Annotated in this window: 15 protein-coding genes; 5 read left to right on the forward strand and 10 right to left on the reverse strand. The window is 43.2% G+C overall.

Annotation, left to right across the window (positions count from 1 at the left end; genetic code table 11):
• The first annotated feature begins 27 nt into the window (after window positions 1-27).
• On the forward strand, window positions 28-3675 hold the full coding sequence (gene rgy / locus ACZ5NL_RS02975; protein ID WP_464842864.1) for a reverse gyrase: 3648 nt from the start codon (window positions 28-30) through the stop codon (window positions 3673-3675).
• Window positions 3676-3733: 58 nt separating this feature from the next.
• On the opposite strand, the gene acs is transcribed toward rgy, so the two are convergent.
• From acs to ACZ5NL_RS02990, 3 genes are all read right to left on the reverse strand, one after another.
• Window positions 3734-5122, reverse strand: coding sequence for an acetate--CoA ligase alpha subunit (gene acs, locus ACZ5NL_RS02980; RefSeq protein WP_464842865.1), 1389 nt, complete (start codon window positions 5120-5122; stop codon window positions 3734-3736).
• A gap of 365 nt (window positions 5123-5487) precedes the next feature.
• Window positions 5488-6237, reverse strand: a complete 750-nt coding sequence (locus ACZ5NL_RS02985) for a hypothetical protein (RefSeq protein WP_464842867.1) — start codon at window positions 6235-6237, stop codon at window positions 5488-5490.
• Window positions 6238-6246: 9 nt separating this feature from the next.
• Window positions 6247-7437: a C39 family peptidase gene (locus ACZ5NL_RS02990; protein ID WP_464842869.1), complete on the reverse strand. Its 1191-nt coding sequence runs from the start codon at window positions 7435-7437 to the stop codon at window positions 6247-6249.
• Window positions 7438-7786: 349 nt separating this feature from the next.
• Between ACZ5NL_RS02990 and ACZ5NL_RS02995 the strand changes: the two genes are divergently transcribed.
• Window positions 7787-8206, forward strand: a complete 420-nt coding sequence (locus tag ACZ5NL_RS02995) for a phosphate-starvation-inducible PsiE family protein (RefSeq protein ID WP_464842871.1) — start codon at window positions 7787-7789, stop codon at window positions 8204-8206.
• Entirely contained in the window at window positions 8206-9228 is a 1023-nt protein-coding gene (fen, locus tag ACZ5NL_RS03000) for a flap endonuclease-1 (RefSeq protein ID WP_464842872.1), read from the forward strand. The genes ACZ5NL_RS02995 and fen overlap by 1 nt, the downstream gene beginning before the upstream one ends.
• 25 nt (window positions 9229-9253) lie before the next feature.
• Here fen and ACZ5NL_RS03005 read toward each other — a convergent pair whose 3' ends face one another.
• The 6 genes from ACZ5NL_RS03005 to ACZ5NL_RS03030 form a co-directional block, all read right to left on the reverse strand.
• On the reverse strand, window positions 9254-10153 hold the full coding sequence (locus tag ACZ5NL_RS03005) for a transcription initiation factor IIB (RefSeq protein WP_464842873.1): 900 nt from the start codon (window positions 10151-10153) through the stop codon (window positions 9254-9256).
• Between the two features lie 48 nt (window positions 10154-10201).
• A complete protein-coding gene (locus tag ACZ5NL_RS03010; RefSeq protein ID WP_048874612.1) occupies window positions 10202-10516 on the reverse strand; it encodes a hypothetical protein in 315 nt (104 codons plus the stop codon).
• Window positions 10479-10817, reverse strand: a complete 339-nt coding sequence (locus ACZ5NL_RS03015; RefSeq protein WP_004068130.1) for a DNA-binding protein — start codon at window positions 10815-10817, stop codon at window positions 10479-10481. Before ACZ5NL_RS03015 ends, ACZ5NL_RS03010 begins: the two co-directional genes overlap by 38 nt.
• A 70-nt stretch (window positions 10818-10887) precedes the next feature.
• Window positions 10888-11340, reverse strand: coding sequence for a 30S ribosomal protein S19e (locus tag ACZ5NL_RS03020; RefSeq protein ID WP_004068132.1), 453 nt, complete (start codon window positions 11338-11340; stop codon window positions 10888-10890).
• Window positions 11341-11343: 3 nt separating this feature from the next.
• Window positions 11344-11760: a YhbY family RNA-binding protein gene (locus tag ACZ5NL_RS03025; RefSeq protein ID WP_004068133.1), complete on the reverse strand. Its 417-nt coding sequence runs from the start codon at window positions 11758-11760 to the stop codon at window positions 11344-11346.
• Between the two features lie 94 nt (window positions 11761-11854).
• Entirely contained in the window at window positions 11855-12556 is a 702-nt protein-coding gene (locus ACZ5NL_RS03030) for an IS6-like element ISPfu1 family transposase (protein WP_011011522.1), read from the reverse strand.
• 139 nt (window positions 12557-12695) lie between these two features.
• Between ACZ5NL_RS03030 and pfpI the strand changes: the two genes are divergently transcribed.
• Window positions 12696-13196: a deglycase PfpI gene (gene pfpI / locus ACZ5NL_RS03035; RefSeq protein ID WP_464843296.1), complete on the forward strand. Its 501-nt coding sequence runs from the start codon at window positions 12696-12698 to the stop codon at window positions 13194-13196.
• A gap of 393 nt (window positions 13197-13589) precedes the next feature.
• Window positions 13590-14285, forward strand: a complete 696-nt coding sequence (locus ACZ5NL_RS03040; protein WP_464842876.1) for a DUF257 family protein — start codon at window positions 13590-13592, stop codon at window positions 14283-14285.
• Between the two features lie 34 nt (window positions 14286-14319).
• Here ACZ5NL_RS03040 and ACZ5NL_RS03045 read toward each other — a convergent pair whose 3' ends face one another.
• Window positions 14320-16758, reverse strand: a complete 2439-nt coding sequence (locus ACZ5NL_RS03045) for a CDC48 family AAA ATPase (protein ID WP_464842877.1) — start codon at window positions 16756-16758, stop codon at window positions 14320-14322.
• Between the last annotated feature and the right edge of the window lie 4 nt (window positions 16759-16762).

A 16762-nucleotide genomic window follows, 5' to 3' on the forward strand; every position in this document is an offset into this window, starting at 1 on the left:
CCTAAAAGAGCATTGGAAGGTGGTAATATGAAGGCCATATACAGGGGCATGTGTCCTAACTGTGAGGACAGGATAAGCGATTTACGTTTATACAAGAAGCATCCTTGTGAGGTCTGCTTGGATGAGGAAATAAAAGCCGAAGTGTATTTTGATCTGATAAAGGGAATTAGGGATGCCCTAAAGCTCAGAGGAACTTTAAAACACTGGGAAGAGCTATATTCCCTTGAGAAAAAGCTGAATGAGGCTGAAGAACTTTTCAAGAAAGCTACCGGCTTCACGTTTTGGAGCGCCCAAAAAACTTGGGTTAAGCGTTTAGTGAGAGGAAAAAGCTTCTCTATAATCGCCCCTACTGGAATGGGAAAAAGCGTTTTTGGGGCTTTTATGTCGATTTACTATGCAAAAAAGGGTAAAAAATCATATATAATTTTGCCGACAACACCTCTGGTGATTCAAACAATCAAGAGAGTCCAGACATTTGCAGAAAAAGCCGGGGTAAGCGTTAACTTAGCTTACTACCACGGAAACATGAAGAAAAAAGAGAAAGAAGAAATGCTCCAAAAAATTCAGAATGGAGATTTTGACATCCTTATAACCTCTGCACAGTATTTAGCAAGGAATTTTGATCTCTTGAAGGATAAGAGGTTCGATTTTATATTTGTGGATGATGTTGATGCATTCCTCAAAGCCTCAAAGAACATAGACCGCTCCCTTATTCTCCTCGGTTTTACCGAAGAGATTATTCAGAAGGCTTGGGAGATTATAAAACTCAAAAAGCAGATGGCAAAATACCTCAACGGCAACAGTAAGGACAAAAATGAAAAGCTAAAAGAGCTGAACAAGCAGATAAATGCAGTTGAGGGAGAAATTAGAAAGTTTAAGCGAGAAAACAAAATTGGAGTTCTAATCGTAGCTTCCGCCACTGGAAGTGCTAGAGGAGATAGAATAAAGCTTTACCGTGAGCTTTTGGATTTCGAGGTGGGAAGCGGCAGATCTGCATTGAGAAACGTCGTGGACAGCTATATCTTCCCCGAAAAGCCAATAGAGGAGCACGTCAAAGAGCTGTTAAAAGCTTTAGGCTCGGGAGGACTCATATTCGTCCCAATTGACCAGGGAATAGTGTATGCAGAGAAACTAACGAATTACCTGCAAGATTTAGGATTTAAGGTAGAGTTGGTCTCGGCAAGGAACAAAAAGGGGCTTGAAAGATTCGAGAAGGGAGAGGTTGATTACCTAATAGGGGTTGCTACATATTATGGCTCTATTGTTAGAGGATTAGATCTGCCCCATCTAATAAGATATGCCATATTTACTGGAGTTCCAAAGTTCCGGTTCAGCATAGACCTCGAACAGCCCACCATATACAGGGTTTTAGGACTGATGAGTGAGGTCATGGAATTCCTCGAAAATGAGGATAGGAGAAACGCCGAAAAGCTGTACGCTAGGCTAAGGAGGCTCATAAGGAATATCCCGCAGTTTGAAATCTTAAAAATAGAAGAATCACTGGCAGAAGGGCTACCCCTAGAAGGGTTCTCGAATCACGTTCTTGAAGTTTTTAAGGAAGCCGTTGAGTTCCTTAGAAACGTATTAAAGAAGCCCGAAGTCCTAAAAAGAATAGAAGAGGATCCTTTTGTGAGCCTCAAGAAAGAGGAAGGAAAGTGGTACATAGAGATTCCCGACGTGAGGACGTACATACAGGCCACAGGAAGAACTTCGAGACTTTTTGCTGGAGGTATTACAAGGGGACTCAGCGTTGTGATAGTGGACAATGAGAAGGTTTTCAATGGCTTGAAGAGGCAGATGCGCTGGCGCTTTGCGGAGTTTGATATGAAGCCCTTCAATGAGCTCAATTTGGAAGAAATACTAAGAGAAATTGACGCTGATAGGGAGAAAGTCAGGCTTATCATGGAGGGTAAAATAGCAGAGAAGACAAAAGACCTTGTAAAATCTGCCCTTATGATAGTAGAATCACCAAACAAAGCCAGAACTATTGCGAGTTTCTTTGGACAGCCAAGCAAGAGGCGTATTGGTGATTTGGTAGCGTATGAAGTAAGCATAGGAGAACTAATGCTCACCATACTGGCAAGCGGAGGACATATGTTCGATCTCGTTACAAACGAAGGTTACCATGGAGTTTTGATAAAGGAAAACGACGGAAAGCTCTACTTTATCCCGGTTTACGATACCTTAAAGCGCTGTAGAGAGTGCGGACATCAATTTGTGGACTGGGAAAAGAAAGGGGTATGTCCTAGATGTGGTTCAAGAGACGTGAGGGATGCCCTCGAAAATGTGATTGCAATGAGGGAAATTGCTCAGGAAGTTGACGAAATACTGATTGGAACGGATCCCGATGTTGAGGGTGAAAAGATTGCATGGGATATAAGAAACGTCCTCTCTCCGTATACTCCAACCATAAAGAGGATAGAGTTCCATGAGGTTACGAGGCCCGCTATTCTAAAGGCCCTTAAAGAGGCAAGAGACGTAAACGAGGCAAGGGTAAATGCCCAGCTTGTGAGGAGAATAGAGGACAGATGGATAGGATTTGAGCTTAGCCAGAAGCTCTGGGAGGTTTTTGAGAACACTTACCTTTCAGCTGGAAGAGTCCAAACCCCCGTTCTAGGCTGGGTCATAGAGAGATACAGAGAATTCGTGGAAAGTGAAACCGATTTCATGAGGTTGACACTCGAAAACGACTTGGAAGTGACACTGGAGGGAGTTAAGGAAGAAGTCCAAGAAGTTATCGTGGAAGAAGTCCAGCTGGAAGAGAGAGATCTAAATCCCCTTCCACCATACACCACCGATACAATGCTCCAGGATGCCTCAAGATTCCTAGGATTTTCAACCGATTATACGATGAGGCTTGCTCAAGACCTCTTCGAACTCGGTCTGGTAACTTACATAAGAACAGATTCCACCCATGTGAGCAACGTTGGTATTGAAGTTGCCAAGGAATACATCACCGAAGAGGTCGGTGAGGATTACTTTGCTCCGAGGAAGTGGGGTGAAGAGGGAGCACACGAGTGTATAAGACCTACAAGACCCATTGACACTGGAAGGCTCATGCAACTGTTAAGGGATGGTATAATAACTTTGGCAAGAGGTCTTACGAGAGACCACTTCAGACTCTATGACATGATATTCAAGCGCTTTATGACCTCCCAAATGAAAGCGGCAAAAATACTTTATGAAAAGGCAGTTATTGATGCAAAGGTAGCAAAAGCGGAAATAGAGGGTTACGTGGAGATACTCTTCGATGGATGGACAAGACTTAGGAATCCTCCACTAAGACAGCTTCCCAAACTTGAAAAAGGACAGAGAATTAAGGTTAAGGACATCAAGAAATGGAGAGCTCCAAAAGTGCCCCTGTTTACTCAAGGAGACATAATTGCCCTAATGAAGGAGCGCAAAATCGGCAGACCTTCTACATACGCAAAAATAGTCAAAACTCTCTTAGACAGGCACTACGTTATCGAAACGAAGGGAAGGAAGAAGTTGGTGCCAACAGAGCTTGGTACGAAGGTCTATCACTACCTAATAAGCAAATACAAGGAGCTCGTAAGCGAAGAAAGGACCAGACAGCTGGAGGAGCTCATGGATCTCGTGGAGGAGAACAAGGTAGATTACCAGGAAATACTGAACGATATGTACAAGGAAATAAGGAAGTACATCGCTTCTTGATTTGCTTCTCTTCCCATTTCTTCTTAAAACTTGAGATGAAAAGAGAAGAGAAAAGAAATCACTCTTTTTTGTGCTTCATTTTCCAGTGGTGCCACTTGTAGAGGGCAGCAAGTGACTTGATTGCCCTTTCTGGCTCTGGGTAGGCTGGGATGCCGTGTTCGTTGAGCATGTCAATTGCTTCTTTAGCCTCAACGCCACCGACTATGGCAACCACTATTGGCTTCTTCCTTCCGCTTGCCTCATATTCCTTGATGACTATCTTTGCGAGGTCTCTTGGATCAAGAACAGCTGTCTGGCAGTAGAGGACTGCTATGGCGTGCATCTCTGGATGGGCTAGTGCGTCTCTAACTGCACCTTCGTAAGCCTCAGCTCCGGCCATACCCGTTAAGTCCACTGGATTCTTATAGCTTCCAAAGGGTGGCATGTGGTTTGCAAAGATCTTAAGCTCCTCAAGGTTGTCATAGAGCTTCAATCCTTCTTCCTCAGCAGCGTCAGTGGCCATAACGCCTATTCCACCACCGTTTGTGAGGATTACAACGTTATCTCCCTCGGGCTCTGGGAGGTTTGAAAGGGTTCTTGCCCAGTCGAAAGCCTCGCCAATTGTTAATGCTCTTAAAACACCGCTCTGCTTGAATGCAGCTGTGTAAATGCTGTCTGCTCCAGCCAGGGAGCCAGTGTGTGAAGCGGCTGCTTTGGCTCCCCTCTCGCTCCTTCCAGCTTTGATAACTATGATCGGCTTCTTCATTGAGACCCTCTTCGCGACTTCCATGAATCTTCTTCCGTCCTTCACACCTTCCATGTAGATCAAGATTGCCCCTGTGTTTTCGTCGGTCTCAAAGTATTCGAGCATGTCTGCATCATCAAGGTCGCTCTTGTTTCCAATGCTAACAACAGCCGAAAGACCGACCTTCTCAAGTATTGTCCATCCCATAAGGGCTATTCCGAGGGCACCGCTTTGAGAGACAAGTGCAAGCTTTCCGGGCATTACATCTGTTGGACCAAAGGTTGCGTTAAGCTTGGCTGGGGTGTAAACAACACCGAAGATGTTTGGACCGAGTATCCTCATTCCGTACTTGTGGGCTGTCTCAACTAGTTGCTGCTCAACTTTCTTTCCTTCCTCACCAAGTTCTCCAAAACCTGAGCTGATAATCGGAAGTACTTTTACTCCCTTCTTTCCACATTCCTCTACAACCTGTGGGACAAACTTAGCTGGAACAACTATAACTGCCATGTCTACTTCATCCGGGACATCGAGGATGCTCTTGTATACTGGGAACTTTCTTCCGCTGATCTCTATCTCTCCACCCTTAACGTTAACTGCGTAGATTTTGCCCTCGTAGCCGTAATCGACAAGGTTCTTCATGATAGCGTATCCTATCTTCCCGGGCTTACCAGAAGCACCTATAACGGCAACGCTCTTTGGTTTGAAAAGTGCTTCTATGCTCATTTCCTTCACCTCATGAACTTTACAAAGGTTAATGCGAAAGGAGGAGTTATAACTTTTCTCTTATTCATTTGACGACTTGGATATCGGCGTTTGGTGAACTACCCCACCCTTTTGGGTGGGGCTTCCTGCTTCATAAGGAAGACTTGCCCCGTGATAACAGCCTCATAAGACACAACACGGGGTAGAGGTCTTCCCTCCACCAGATTATCCTTGACAGTATCTTAAATCCAATAGTTAGTGTGTTGTGACATCGTCTATATCTTATCAAAGACACTGGAATCTGATTTTTGATGATCTCAAAATTTGAAATAAATACTAAATTCAAGGACATTGCATTTTTGATAGAATTGGGAGGTTCTTCTAAATCATTTAAGGTATTCAATGAATTCTATAAATTCTTTGGTTTTATTGGCTGTTCCGACGAGGAAGATTAGTCTTTGATATCCAAGTTTTTCGGAGCATTCAAGGTATACTACTTCAGTGCCATTCGATAATAGAATTTTTTCATAAGCTTTCCGCTGAATTGGAATTTTTAATTCCTTAAAGTTTCGAGATTTTAGGTTCTCCTCAATTATATTAAACTTTTCTAAGCAATACCCTCTCTTATTGCTTAAACTCAAAAGAGGCTTTATGAATCCCACAGTTTTGTCTTTCCATATAAAGATTGCTATATGATATGTTCCATTAATAATTCCAATCCAAGAGGCATCATAATCCTTCGGGACAACGTAGAAGTATGTGTTTATCCATTCTAACGTTTTAGTAGCAGTTCCTGAAGAACGGAGGCTTGGAGGAATTGTTAAATAAGCAGCAGCATAAGGACTTGGTCCAGCTTTTGGGATTGTTGATGTTAAAATTATCCCAGCTACAAAAAATGTTATTATTGTCGTGATAATTGAAAGTTTCCTATTTATTTTCATGTTCTCATGAAAATAAAAAGGAATTAAAGATACTATGAAGGCCGGTAGAATGATAAATAAAAGTAGTGCATATTCTCCAAGAAACTGATCAATCTTAAGAATGTCAAAAAAGATGATTATACAGTACTGAAGAGGAATTGATAAGAATAAAGAAAGGAGAATTAAAAAGATAAGCACCATAGTCTTTCTCGCCATATTATCCCCCTAGCTATAGGCATAGACATATGTGGCAATTGCTGTATCCCAATTCCCATATACGAAATAATGTTTCTCTGAGTCCCATGTGTTATGGAAAATTAGATAAAATTCATAATAATCAATGCTTTGCCAATAAGAGTATCCAACAACAGTTACACTATGGTCGCCATAAGGCCCAACTCCATCTGTGCTGCTACCAGCATCAGTCATACTCAATATGAAGGGTCTACTGTTATCAATTTCTCTAGTGATATCGGAAGTTGAAACATACCAATCATTTGATCCATCAAACCAATGTGAGATTGGTTGATTAACTATTCCAGAGTTTAGAAGTGTATTGTATTCGTCGTCAAAATCATCTATTCCATCGTCAATATTCCAGAAATTTGTCCATCCATCGGTAGATGTACTCATGGTGTGGTGTAAAATATCAATTATTGCTTCCTCATCGAGCAGTGGTTCATAGTATCCAATTACCATTGCCCCTGCTATTGGAGAACAACCATCCCACTCATGCCACGGGTCTGGATCTGGGCCTACATTGTTTGGATATGAGATATTTGAATTACCATCATCATACGATGTCCATGCAGGCACGCCAGAAATTTCGTTGTATCCTACGTCTAAGTATTGGATTCCGTAATCAGAAGAAGTAGATAATAGAATATCCCAGTTTTTCTTTGCTTTTTCTTTGTTGAATTTTAGTTTTACTTTCGTTGGGCGTTTTCTCACTTTGAGGTCTTTTAAGCCTATTGCTTTCCTGTTTCCAATGTCAACGCTGTAGGTTAGTGCTCCGTAATAGAGTAGTCTCCCAGTTTTATAGCCTTTCTTTTCTGCGAGTTCTTTAACTTTTTCTAAGTTCCAGCTTGGTGGTTCTGCCTTGCTGAACTCTAAAACCGGAGGCATGTCTTTTCTTGCCGAGATGAGAATAAACCCAACGTTCTTACCGTTCTTGAAAACCGCAAATTCATAAGCACTTTTCTCACCATTGGGGAAGTAGTAAGTGATGGGTTTTCTAAGAGTTGCACCCTTCCACTCCTCAAAGTCAGGGATGTTGGCAGCAATCCAATTCACGTAGGTTTTTGCAACTTTTTCAGCAAGTGCTGGAGAAACTTCATTACTCGGCACTGCAGCACTCCCGAAAGAACCCAAAATCAACAAGCTGAGCAACAAAACACCAAACAACTTCCACCTCATTGATATCACCACAGGAAGTTCTCATAATCGTTATATCTACCAAACTATTTAACTTTTTTGATTTACAATAGTAAAGCCAACTTTGAAAAAAAAGTAAGCACTAAAAAGGCCCCAATTTCAAAATACATAAAAATTAAAATTGAAAACTTTGAAGAGTAACCAAAATTTATGGGCTATCAACAGTTTTACAAGATCGCTTTGAATAACATAAAGATCATAGCTCTGAGGGAGTCAACCCCCTAATCTAATAAATGGAGCAATGCTTTAAAGCCATGAAGAGAAAATAGAAAATGGTGATGACCCTTCCCCTCCCTGAGAGGGTGATGAACACACCGGTAGGCTGATAGAGATGACGAGGATTGAAGATGAAAAAACAGCCCAATATACCCAAATTCACAAGCTTTTCAGGAAAGCCTTAGAGATTTCCTTTGATACAGTTGTTATGGTGTTCCTGTTCTTCATACTCTACCTCACTCTATACTCCATCTACCTCAACTTTAAGCTAACTTACAAAGCCAGCGACCCAAAACTTCTGATTGCGAACATACTAGTGACTATTATCCTAATAGAAACCTACAGGATCTTAATAATCTATTTAAGGCAGCACCGCGTGAGCATATCTCATATTCTTGAGGTTGGAATTGTTGCACTTGTCCAAAAGCTCATCGTTGCCTCGGATTTTAAGGAGCTCGATGCCTTAAAGCTCTTTGCTGTTGGTGGATTGCTTTTTATACTTGGTCACCTATACATTAGGATAGGTGGTGAGTAATGGGAGTCCAGATTGGTGAGCTTTTACCAAGAAAAGAACTTGAGCTTGAAAATTTAAATGGGAGAAAAGTTGCGATAGATGCATTTAACGCTATTTACCAGTTTCTCTCAACAATAAGGCAACGAGATGGGACTCCTTTAATGGATTCCAAGGGAAGAATAACGTCCCATCTTTCAGGGCTTTTTTACAGGACTATAAACCTAATGGAAGCGGGAATAAAGCCTGCGTATGTATTCGATGGGAAGCCTCCAGAGTTCAAGAAAAAAGAGCTTGAAAAAAGAGCTGAGGCTAGGGAGGAAGCGCAGGAAAAATGGGAGGAAGCCCTAGCAAGGGGAGACTTAGAAGAGGCGAAGAAATATGCACAGCGGGCGAGCAAAGTAAATGAGATGCTTATCGAGGATGCTAAGAAGCTTTTGGAGCTTATGGGCATCCCATGGGTGCAGGCTCCCAGCGAAGGTGAAGCGCAGGCAGCTTATATGGCATCTAAAGGGCACGTTTGGGCTTCGGCGAGCCAGGACTACGATTCGCTCCTCTTTGGAACACCAAGGCTAGTGAGAAACCTCACCATAACTGGAAAGAGAAAGCTTCCTGGGAAGGATATTTACGTGGAAGTTAAACCGGAGCTCATAGTTCTTGAAGAGGTGTTAAAGGAGCTTAAGATAACGAGGGAAAAGCTGATAGAACTTGCAATTCTCGTAGGGACGGACTACAATCCTGGAGGCATAAAAGGGATTGGACCAAAAAAGGCCCTTGAAATAGTCAAATACTCCAAAGATCCTCTGGCAAAGTATCAAAAAATGAGCGACGTTGATCTCTATGCAATAAAGGAGTTCTTCCTAAACCCGCCGACAACAGACGAATACAAGCTCGAATGGAAAATGCCCGATGAAGAGGGCATATTGAAATTTTTATGTGACGAGCATGACTTCAGTGAAGAAAGAGTTAAAAACGGCTTAGAAAGGCTTAAAAAAGCGGTTAAGGCAGGAAGACAGTTTACGCTGGACAGCTGGTTTAAAAAGTGAAAAGCTAATTTCCAAAAGAATATACTCAAAGCGGGAGCTTTAGCCCTAGTTTTTCTACCATTTCTTTGTATCTGTTTCTTACTGTGACTTCTGTTACTCTTGCAACTTCGGCAACTTCCCTTTGAGTCCTCTTCTCACCCTCCAGGAGACCGGCAATATACAAGGCTGCAGCAACAAGGCCAGCAGGGCTTTTACCACTCGTCAAGCCCATCTCGTAAGCTTTCTCAAGGAGCTCTATAGCCCTCCGCCTAGTCCTCTCACTTAAGCTGAGCTCATCGGCAAACTTGTTCACATAATCCGTCGGCTTCACGAAGAGCTTCTTGGGAGTCAGGTTAAGGTTCCTCGCAATGAACCTGAAGCTCCTGCCAATTTCTTTCTTGTCAACCTTGGCAATATCGGCAATCTCATCGAGAGTCCTCGGAATCTTCAAGAGCCTGCATGCAGCGTAAACACAAGCCGCAATAACGCTCTCAATTGACCTTCCCCTGATAAGCCCCTTCCTAACAGCCTCTCTGTAAAGCCTTGCAGCTTCCTCTTCAACGTGCTTTGGAAGGTTTAACCTCGCACCAAGCCTGTCAAGCTCACTCAAGGCAAAAGCAAGGTTTCTCTCGGCGGCATCGCTAACTCTCAGCCTGCTCTGCCACTTCCTGAGACGATAAATTTTCTCCCTCATCAAACCCTTAACATTCCTGTCATAACCAATATCCGTCGAAAGACCCTTATCGTGCAGCAGAATGCTCTCAGGCGCACCGGTTCTAGAACGCTTCTCCCTCTGAGAAGCATCAAATGCTCTCCACTCGGGACCCATATCAATCATGTTCTCCTGAATTACAAAACCACAATTTGCACAGATTACTTCTCCCCTTTCGGGGTCATAAACAAACTTATCGGAACCGCAAACTGGGCAAACCCTATGCTTAGTCACAATTACACCCCCACGGTCAGTAAACTTGTCAATCCCCATATATAAATCTTAAGTTTTTCCAAACTTCGATATTGAATTTGTTATCCAGTTTACATGCTCTTTTTTAAAGGTAATCTTCTCAAGCACTCTGACATCGTCTTCAAGGACGTTGACATACACCCAAAGGAAAACCGGATCTTTCTCACTTCCAACAACAAGGTTGCGGTAAAGAATGTCAAGAGTTCCATCACTACTCTTTCTTGCCGACAATGGCTTCCAGATATCCAAACTAACCTCGCCCTTTTCATTTAGTATCCTGATGACGTCTTTAATTTTCACGTTTTTGTCACCATTTAATCCTAAATTCTCTTCTCGTTCTGGCATCTATTTGAGCTAAAATCTTTTTAAGTTTTTCATCCGTGATTCTCTCGGTTATCTGGCCTGCTTGGTATAACTGAACGAGAATCAACTCTACTTGTCTCGCAAGCTCAGGCCTCACAAGCTTAACCCTCGCAAGCCTTTCCCTCGCCTCAGGTGTGAGAATTTGCTTCATTATGGCATTTAGCTGAGCTTCTAATTCCATCTCCTGCCTTACCCTTTCTTCTTCCTCTTTCTGCTGCTCTGCAAGTCTCTTCTGAAGCTCCAAAAGTTTTTTCTTTCTAATCTCCTCTATGTCCTCAGCCATCGTACCACCCCAGATAAAATGATATTTAAAAGTATTCAAAAACTGATTAAAGCCAAAAAGTAAGAGAACATCAGTACTTCTTAAGCTCTGGGATTACCTCTTCGAGCTCCTTCTTGAGCTCTGTAGCTGCCTTGTCAAGGAAGCTCCTTCCCTTTGGTGTAACTACCCTTCCCTCTCCAGGTACCTTTGTGACAAACCCTGCCGCTTCAAGCTGCTGAAGGGCTTTCCTAATTATGCTTCCGCTTCCCTTGTAGAAGTGCTCTGGAGCGTGCCCTCTGTTCTTCCTTCCACCATACCAAGTCCTTAGCCTTTCAATACCAACTGGCCCGTCAATGTATATCTTTCTGAAGACTGAAGCCACCCTATAATACCACCAATCGTCTTGCTCTGGGAGTCTCTCCTTATGCCTACCGGTTTTAACGAAGGGTGCCCACTCAGGTGGCTTTATTTCGGGAATCTCTTTCAATTTTTGAGCTACCCTCTCAACGAGTAAATCACCGGGAACGTCATAAACTGTTGCCATTCTTCACTCCCTCCCTTTCTTGAACTTTTTCCTAAATTGAGCAATGTCGAGCTTGACTTTCTTAACGGGTTTTTCCTCCCGTCTCTCTTTCGAGAGTTCCTTAAGCTTGAGCTTCTTTAAATACTTTTCCCATCCCTCTCTGGGACGGAACAATATAAACCTTTTGCCTCTCACGTCAATAAGTTCACTATCTGTAAGCTCCGCAACTTTTTCTGCTATCGCTTTTCTGTCCATCTGGGTTGATATTAAAGCACCTTTTTTTATTTCAACTTTTAATATCCCGTCTTTCTTAAGCTGAGTATTGATCTCGTCAATGACGCTATCATCTAACCCTCTCTTACCAACCCACGCTTTAGGTTCAATATCGTAATATTTAGCCCTTATAGCTCTTCTCACCTTTCCAGGTAAGCGCTTTTCCATCTCTCTCACCTCAAGTAATCTCGCCCTTACTCACGGACGCGAAGTTTTTTAGGAGAGGCCCTTTTTAAACCTTGCTTAAGGTATTGCGATACTGTTAGGATAACTGGGGCATCACCTCCTGAAGCCATTCAGTAACATCACCAGGCGGATCACCAAAACTAGAATGAATTCTGACAAAATTATACCAGAAGGCAAACAGAAAAACAAACCTATGAACCCTCCTCCAGTCTTTACCCCTGAAATTATTCCAGAAACGCTTCGTCCTCTCCTTCAACGTCCTAAACCAGCGCTCAACACTGTTCCTCGGCCCGAAAGTCACATGCAGATAACCCAACCTCAAACTCTTAAAAGCAGACTTATACCAGCTCGCCCTGTCAACCAGAAAGACAGGCTGCCCTTCACACGACTTTAAAACAACCAGAATGAAATCCCTGGCAACCCACCAGTTTCTAACAGTCGTAATCCAGACTGCTAAAACTTCCTTGCTCTCAACGTCAATTGCAGCCCAGAGGTATCTTTTCTTCCCGTTGATTTTTATTACTGTTTCGTCAACTGCGATGAAGTTTCGCTGTTTTTTGACTGCGAGGATTTTTGGCTTGTAAACTGCTTCTGCGAGTTTTTGGACTGCCTCCCAGACTGTTACGTGACTGATTTTGAGTATTCTGGCGGTTTGCCGGTAACTGAGGCCTCGCAGGTATAATTCTACTCCCCTGATTTTCTTTTCTGGTGGGATTTTGTTGCGACGAAAGGGTTTTAAGGCTGAAACCACCCAGTAAATAATGGTTTCAGACTTCATGTTCCCCCTTCTTTTTCTAAAGTACTGCCAGTAACTTAAACCTGACACCCCACAGCTTATCCTAACAGTATCGGTATTGCACACCTTTGACCAAAAACCCTTATTAAGTTTTGGTCTTAACGTTATATTGGTGATTGCAATGAAAGTGCTGTTTTTAAGTGCGGATGGATTTGAGGACTTGGAATTAATATATCCCCTCCACCGCATAAAGGAGGAAGGACACGAGGTATACGTGGCAAGCAACAAGAAGGACACCATAACCGGAAAGCATGGCTACTCTGTAAAAGTTGATCTGCTGTTTGACGAAGTAGATCCAGATGAGTTCGATGCACTCGTATTGCCTGGTGGGAGAGCTCCAGAGATAGTTAGGATAAACCCAAAGGCCGTTGAGATAGCTAAAAAGATGTTTGAGGCTGGAAAGCCAGTAGCGACAATATGCCACGGCCCGCAGATACTAATCTCTGCCGGAGTTTTAAAGGGAAGAAAAGGAACATGTGTTATCACAATAAAAGACGACCTCATAAACGCGGGTGCAGAGTACATTGACAAGGAAGTCGTCGTTGATGGCAACTGGGTAAGTTCAAGACATCCCGGGGATTTATACGCCTGGATGAGAGAATTTGTAAAGCTTTTGAAGTGAATTTTTCCTTCACTTTTATTTTTAGGTTTAAGCTTACAAGTAACAATTCCGTTTGGCATGTTTTGAAAAAAGAATCTGGGTTAATAAAGATAGATTTTAAGTTCGAATTTTCGATGAACACCTTGCAGAGCTTTCTATAAACGTTGATAAACTATCAAAAACAATATTGGCTCCTAGATAAGAAGCAAATTTGAGAAATTGGAGACTTTTGAACAAACAGAAACTAAACAAAACGATTTCATAAAAAAAGCTTAAATAGGAGTTTTTCATTAATTAGAAACAAGTAAATATATTAGATACACTAGTGGGAAGTTATGGAACTCTATGAAACTTAGAGGTTCCACAGCTTCCCCAAAATATGAAGAATCCAAATAATAGGTATGGTGGTGAAATATGAAAGAAGAATTTGAGACCTCTGTATGGAATTACTTGAAAAGCCTAAAATGGGGAGAATATGTAATAGTGGAGCACAGTTCCAGTGATCCCACACATCTACTTTTTTACGTTATGATCAACCAACTGAAGGAAAGCGATGTTCCGTTTGTAGTTATAGACGTGCTTGATAAGTACTACCTCATTAGAATGCATTTAGCAAGTGCCGGGATTGATACGAGCATATTGGATGATATTCCGGTTATTAAGCTAGGAGGAGTACGCCACGGTGGGAAGATTATAAGTCTAGTCGAGAGAGTTGAAATTTCTCAAGATGCTCCGGTGTGGATACAACACTATCGGGATGCCCTCCGCAGAGTCGAAGAAAAGCTCGGCAGATATGTCAAGCTAATAGTGGGGATAGATTCACTGTTGCAACTCTACGAAGATAACATCTGGGAGCTTAATGCTTTAATGCTTACAGGATTTGCTAGTATGATGGGAGACAAAGCTAGCAAGGGGATTGTGTTCCTAAATTCATCCGTGCTTAACCCAAAGACAGTTTTAAAGCTTGAGGAGATATTCCCTCGGGTTTTAAAGCTAGAACTAAAAGAAGGGGAGCTAGTCCTCAGGATAGAAAAATCCGTTGATTTTGATGAGTATGGGCAAGAAATCAAAGTGAATGCCCAAAAACTGCAGGATGAACTGAGAACGTGAATTAAGAATCAGAAAATTAAAATATCAAAGGGGATCAGAGGACTCCCCTGTCTCTGTTCTCCCCTCTAGTTAATTCAGCTCTGCCTTTGCTGAACATTTCCTCTATTTTCTTGTAGTACTCTATCGTTTCCTTGCTAACACTTGGGCCGACCTTCTTGAGCGCTTCCTCAAAGTCTTTCATTGTAACTTTGACTTTCTGCCTAATCTCGCTTGCCCTTGTACCGGGCTTGATAATGCCCTCTGCTATCGCCCTTCTCATGGCATTTAATGCCGCTTCTCTCACAACTGCTTCAATGTCAGCACCTGTGTATCCCTCAGTTCTCTTTGCTAGTTCCTCCAAGCTAACGTCCTCTGCCAGTGGAACGTTCCTTGTGTGGACTTTGAAGATCTCAAGTCTTGCCTTCTCATCCGGAGCTGGAACAAGGATAAGCCTATCGAACCTTCCCGGCCTAAGCAAAGCTGGATCAAGAACGTCAGGCCTGTTTGTGGCAGCAATAACCACAACACCACTGTTCTCCTCAATCCCGTCCATCTCCGTGAGCAGCTGGTTAATAAGCCTATCTGTAACTCTATTGACGTCTGTACCTCTTCTTGGGGCTATTGCGTCAATCTCATCAATGAACACCACCGTAGGAGCAGCCTGTCTTGCCTTTCTAAAGATCTCCCTTATGTTCTTCTCGCTCTCACCGACCCACTTGCTAAGAACTTCTGGCCCTCTGATGCCAATGAAGTTAGCCTCGCTCTCTGTTGCCACTGCCTTAGCTAGCAGGGTCTTACCAGTTCCTGGGGGACCATAGAGGAGGATTCCCTTCGGTGGAGTGATTCCCATGGCCATAAACGCCTCAGGATACTTGAGGGGCCACTCCACAGCTTCTCTGAGCTGTTGCTTGACATCCTCAAGACCACCGATGTCTTCCCACCTAACGTTGGGAACCTCTAAGAGTACTTCTCTTAGAGCTGAGGGCTCAACCATCTTTAGAGCTTCGTAAAAGTCTCTCCTGGTTACCTTGAGCTCTTCAAGTACCTCCTTTGGAATGCTCTCTGCCTCGAAGTCTATCTTGCCCTCCTCGATGAGTCTTCTTAACGCAGCCATTGCGGCTTCTCTTGCTAATGCTGCCAAGTCAGCACCAACGAATCCGTGAGTCTTCTCAGCAAGCTCCTCAAGGAGGAGGTCAATTAAGCGATTCTTCACTTCTTCGTAGAGCCTTCCGTCCTCGTCAGCCTCTTTAAGTAGTTTCTTAATCTCGTTGTCTCTGTCGGGAGTTTCGTCTATCTTCTTAAGAGCCATCTCGGCAGATTCTCTGAACCTATCGTCCTGTTTAAGCTCCTCAAGGATTCTCTTAACGTCTCCTTTCCTGAAGTCAGGTTCAATTGGCATTCCTCTTGTGTGGATTTGGAGGATTTCCTTTCTTCCCTGCTTGTCTGGAACGCCAACCTCAATCTCCCTATCAAACCTACCAGGCCTTCTAAGAGCTGGATCTACTGCATCCGGCCTGTTGGTTGCACCAATGACTATTACCTTGCCTCTGCTCTTTAAGCCGTCCATTAGGGTAAGCAACTGAGCGACAACTCTCTTCTCGACTTCTCCACTAACCTCTTCTCTCTTTGGTGCTATTGCGTCAATCTCATCAATGAAGATTATGCTCGGAGCGTTTTCCTCCGCTTCCTTGAAGACTTCTCTGAGTCTTTCTTCGCTTTCTCCGTAGTACTTGCTCATGATTTCTGGGCCGTTAATTGCTATGAAGTGAGCATTAGCCTCATTAGCCACAGCCTTAGCCAACAAAGTCTTACCAGTACCAGGAGGACCATAAAGCAAAACACCCTTAGGCGGCTCAATGCCGAGCTTTTCAAAGACTTCTGGGTGCTTGAGTGGAAGCTCAATCATCTCTCTGATTTTCTGTATAACATCTTTGAGACCACCAATATCTTCATAGGTAACTCCTAGGGCTGGTGTCTTTGCAACCTCCTTTACGGGCTTCTCTGAGATCGTGAACTCGGTAAACTCCGTTATTTGCACTACTCCAGAAGGTGTAGTTGCCGTAACAACGAAAGTAAGCTCTTGTCCAAGAACGCCTATTCTAATGTAGTCTCCCCTAACCACTGGTCTACCAACTAGCCTTGAGTGAAGCCAGTCGACAAAGTCTTGACCAAATCTAATGGGCTCTGTAGGAGCTAAAACAACTCTCTGTGCTTCTTTGACCTCTGCCTTTCTTATGGTCACCTCATCTCCAAGACCAACGCCGGCGTTCTTTCTTATCGTACCGTCCATTCTAATTATGTCAAGCCCCTCGTCCTCTGGATATGCGGGCCAAACCACTGCGGCTGTGTTTTTGGTACCGATGATCTCCACTATGTCACCAGGTTGAACGCCAATTTTTCTCATTGCACCCCTATCAATCCTAACAATCCCCCTACCAACATCTCTCTGGTAAGCGGAAGCAACTTTAAGCTTGATTTCTCTCTTTTCTGCCATTTAC

This window comes from Thermococcus aegaeus (assembly GCF_055393685.1).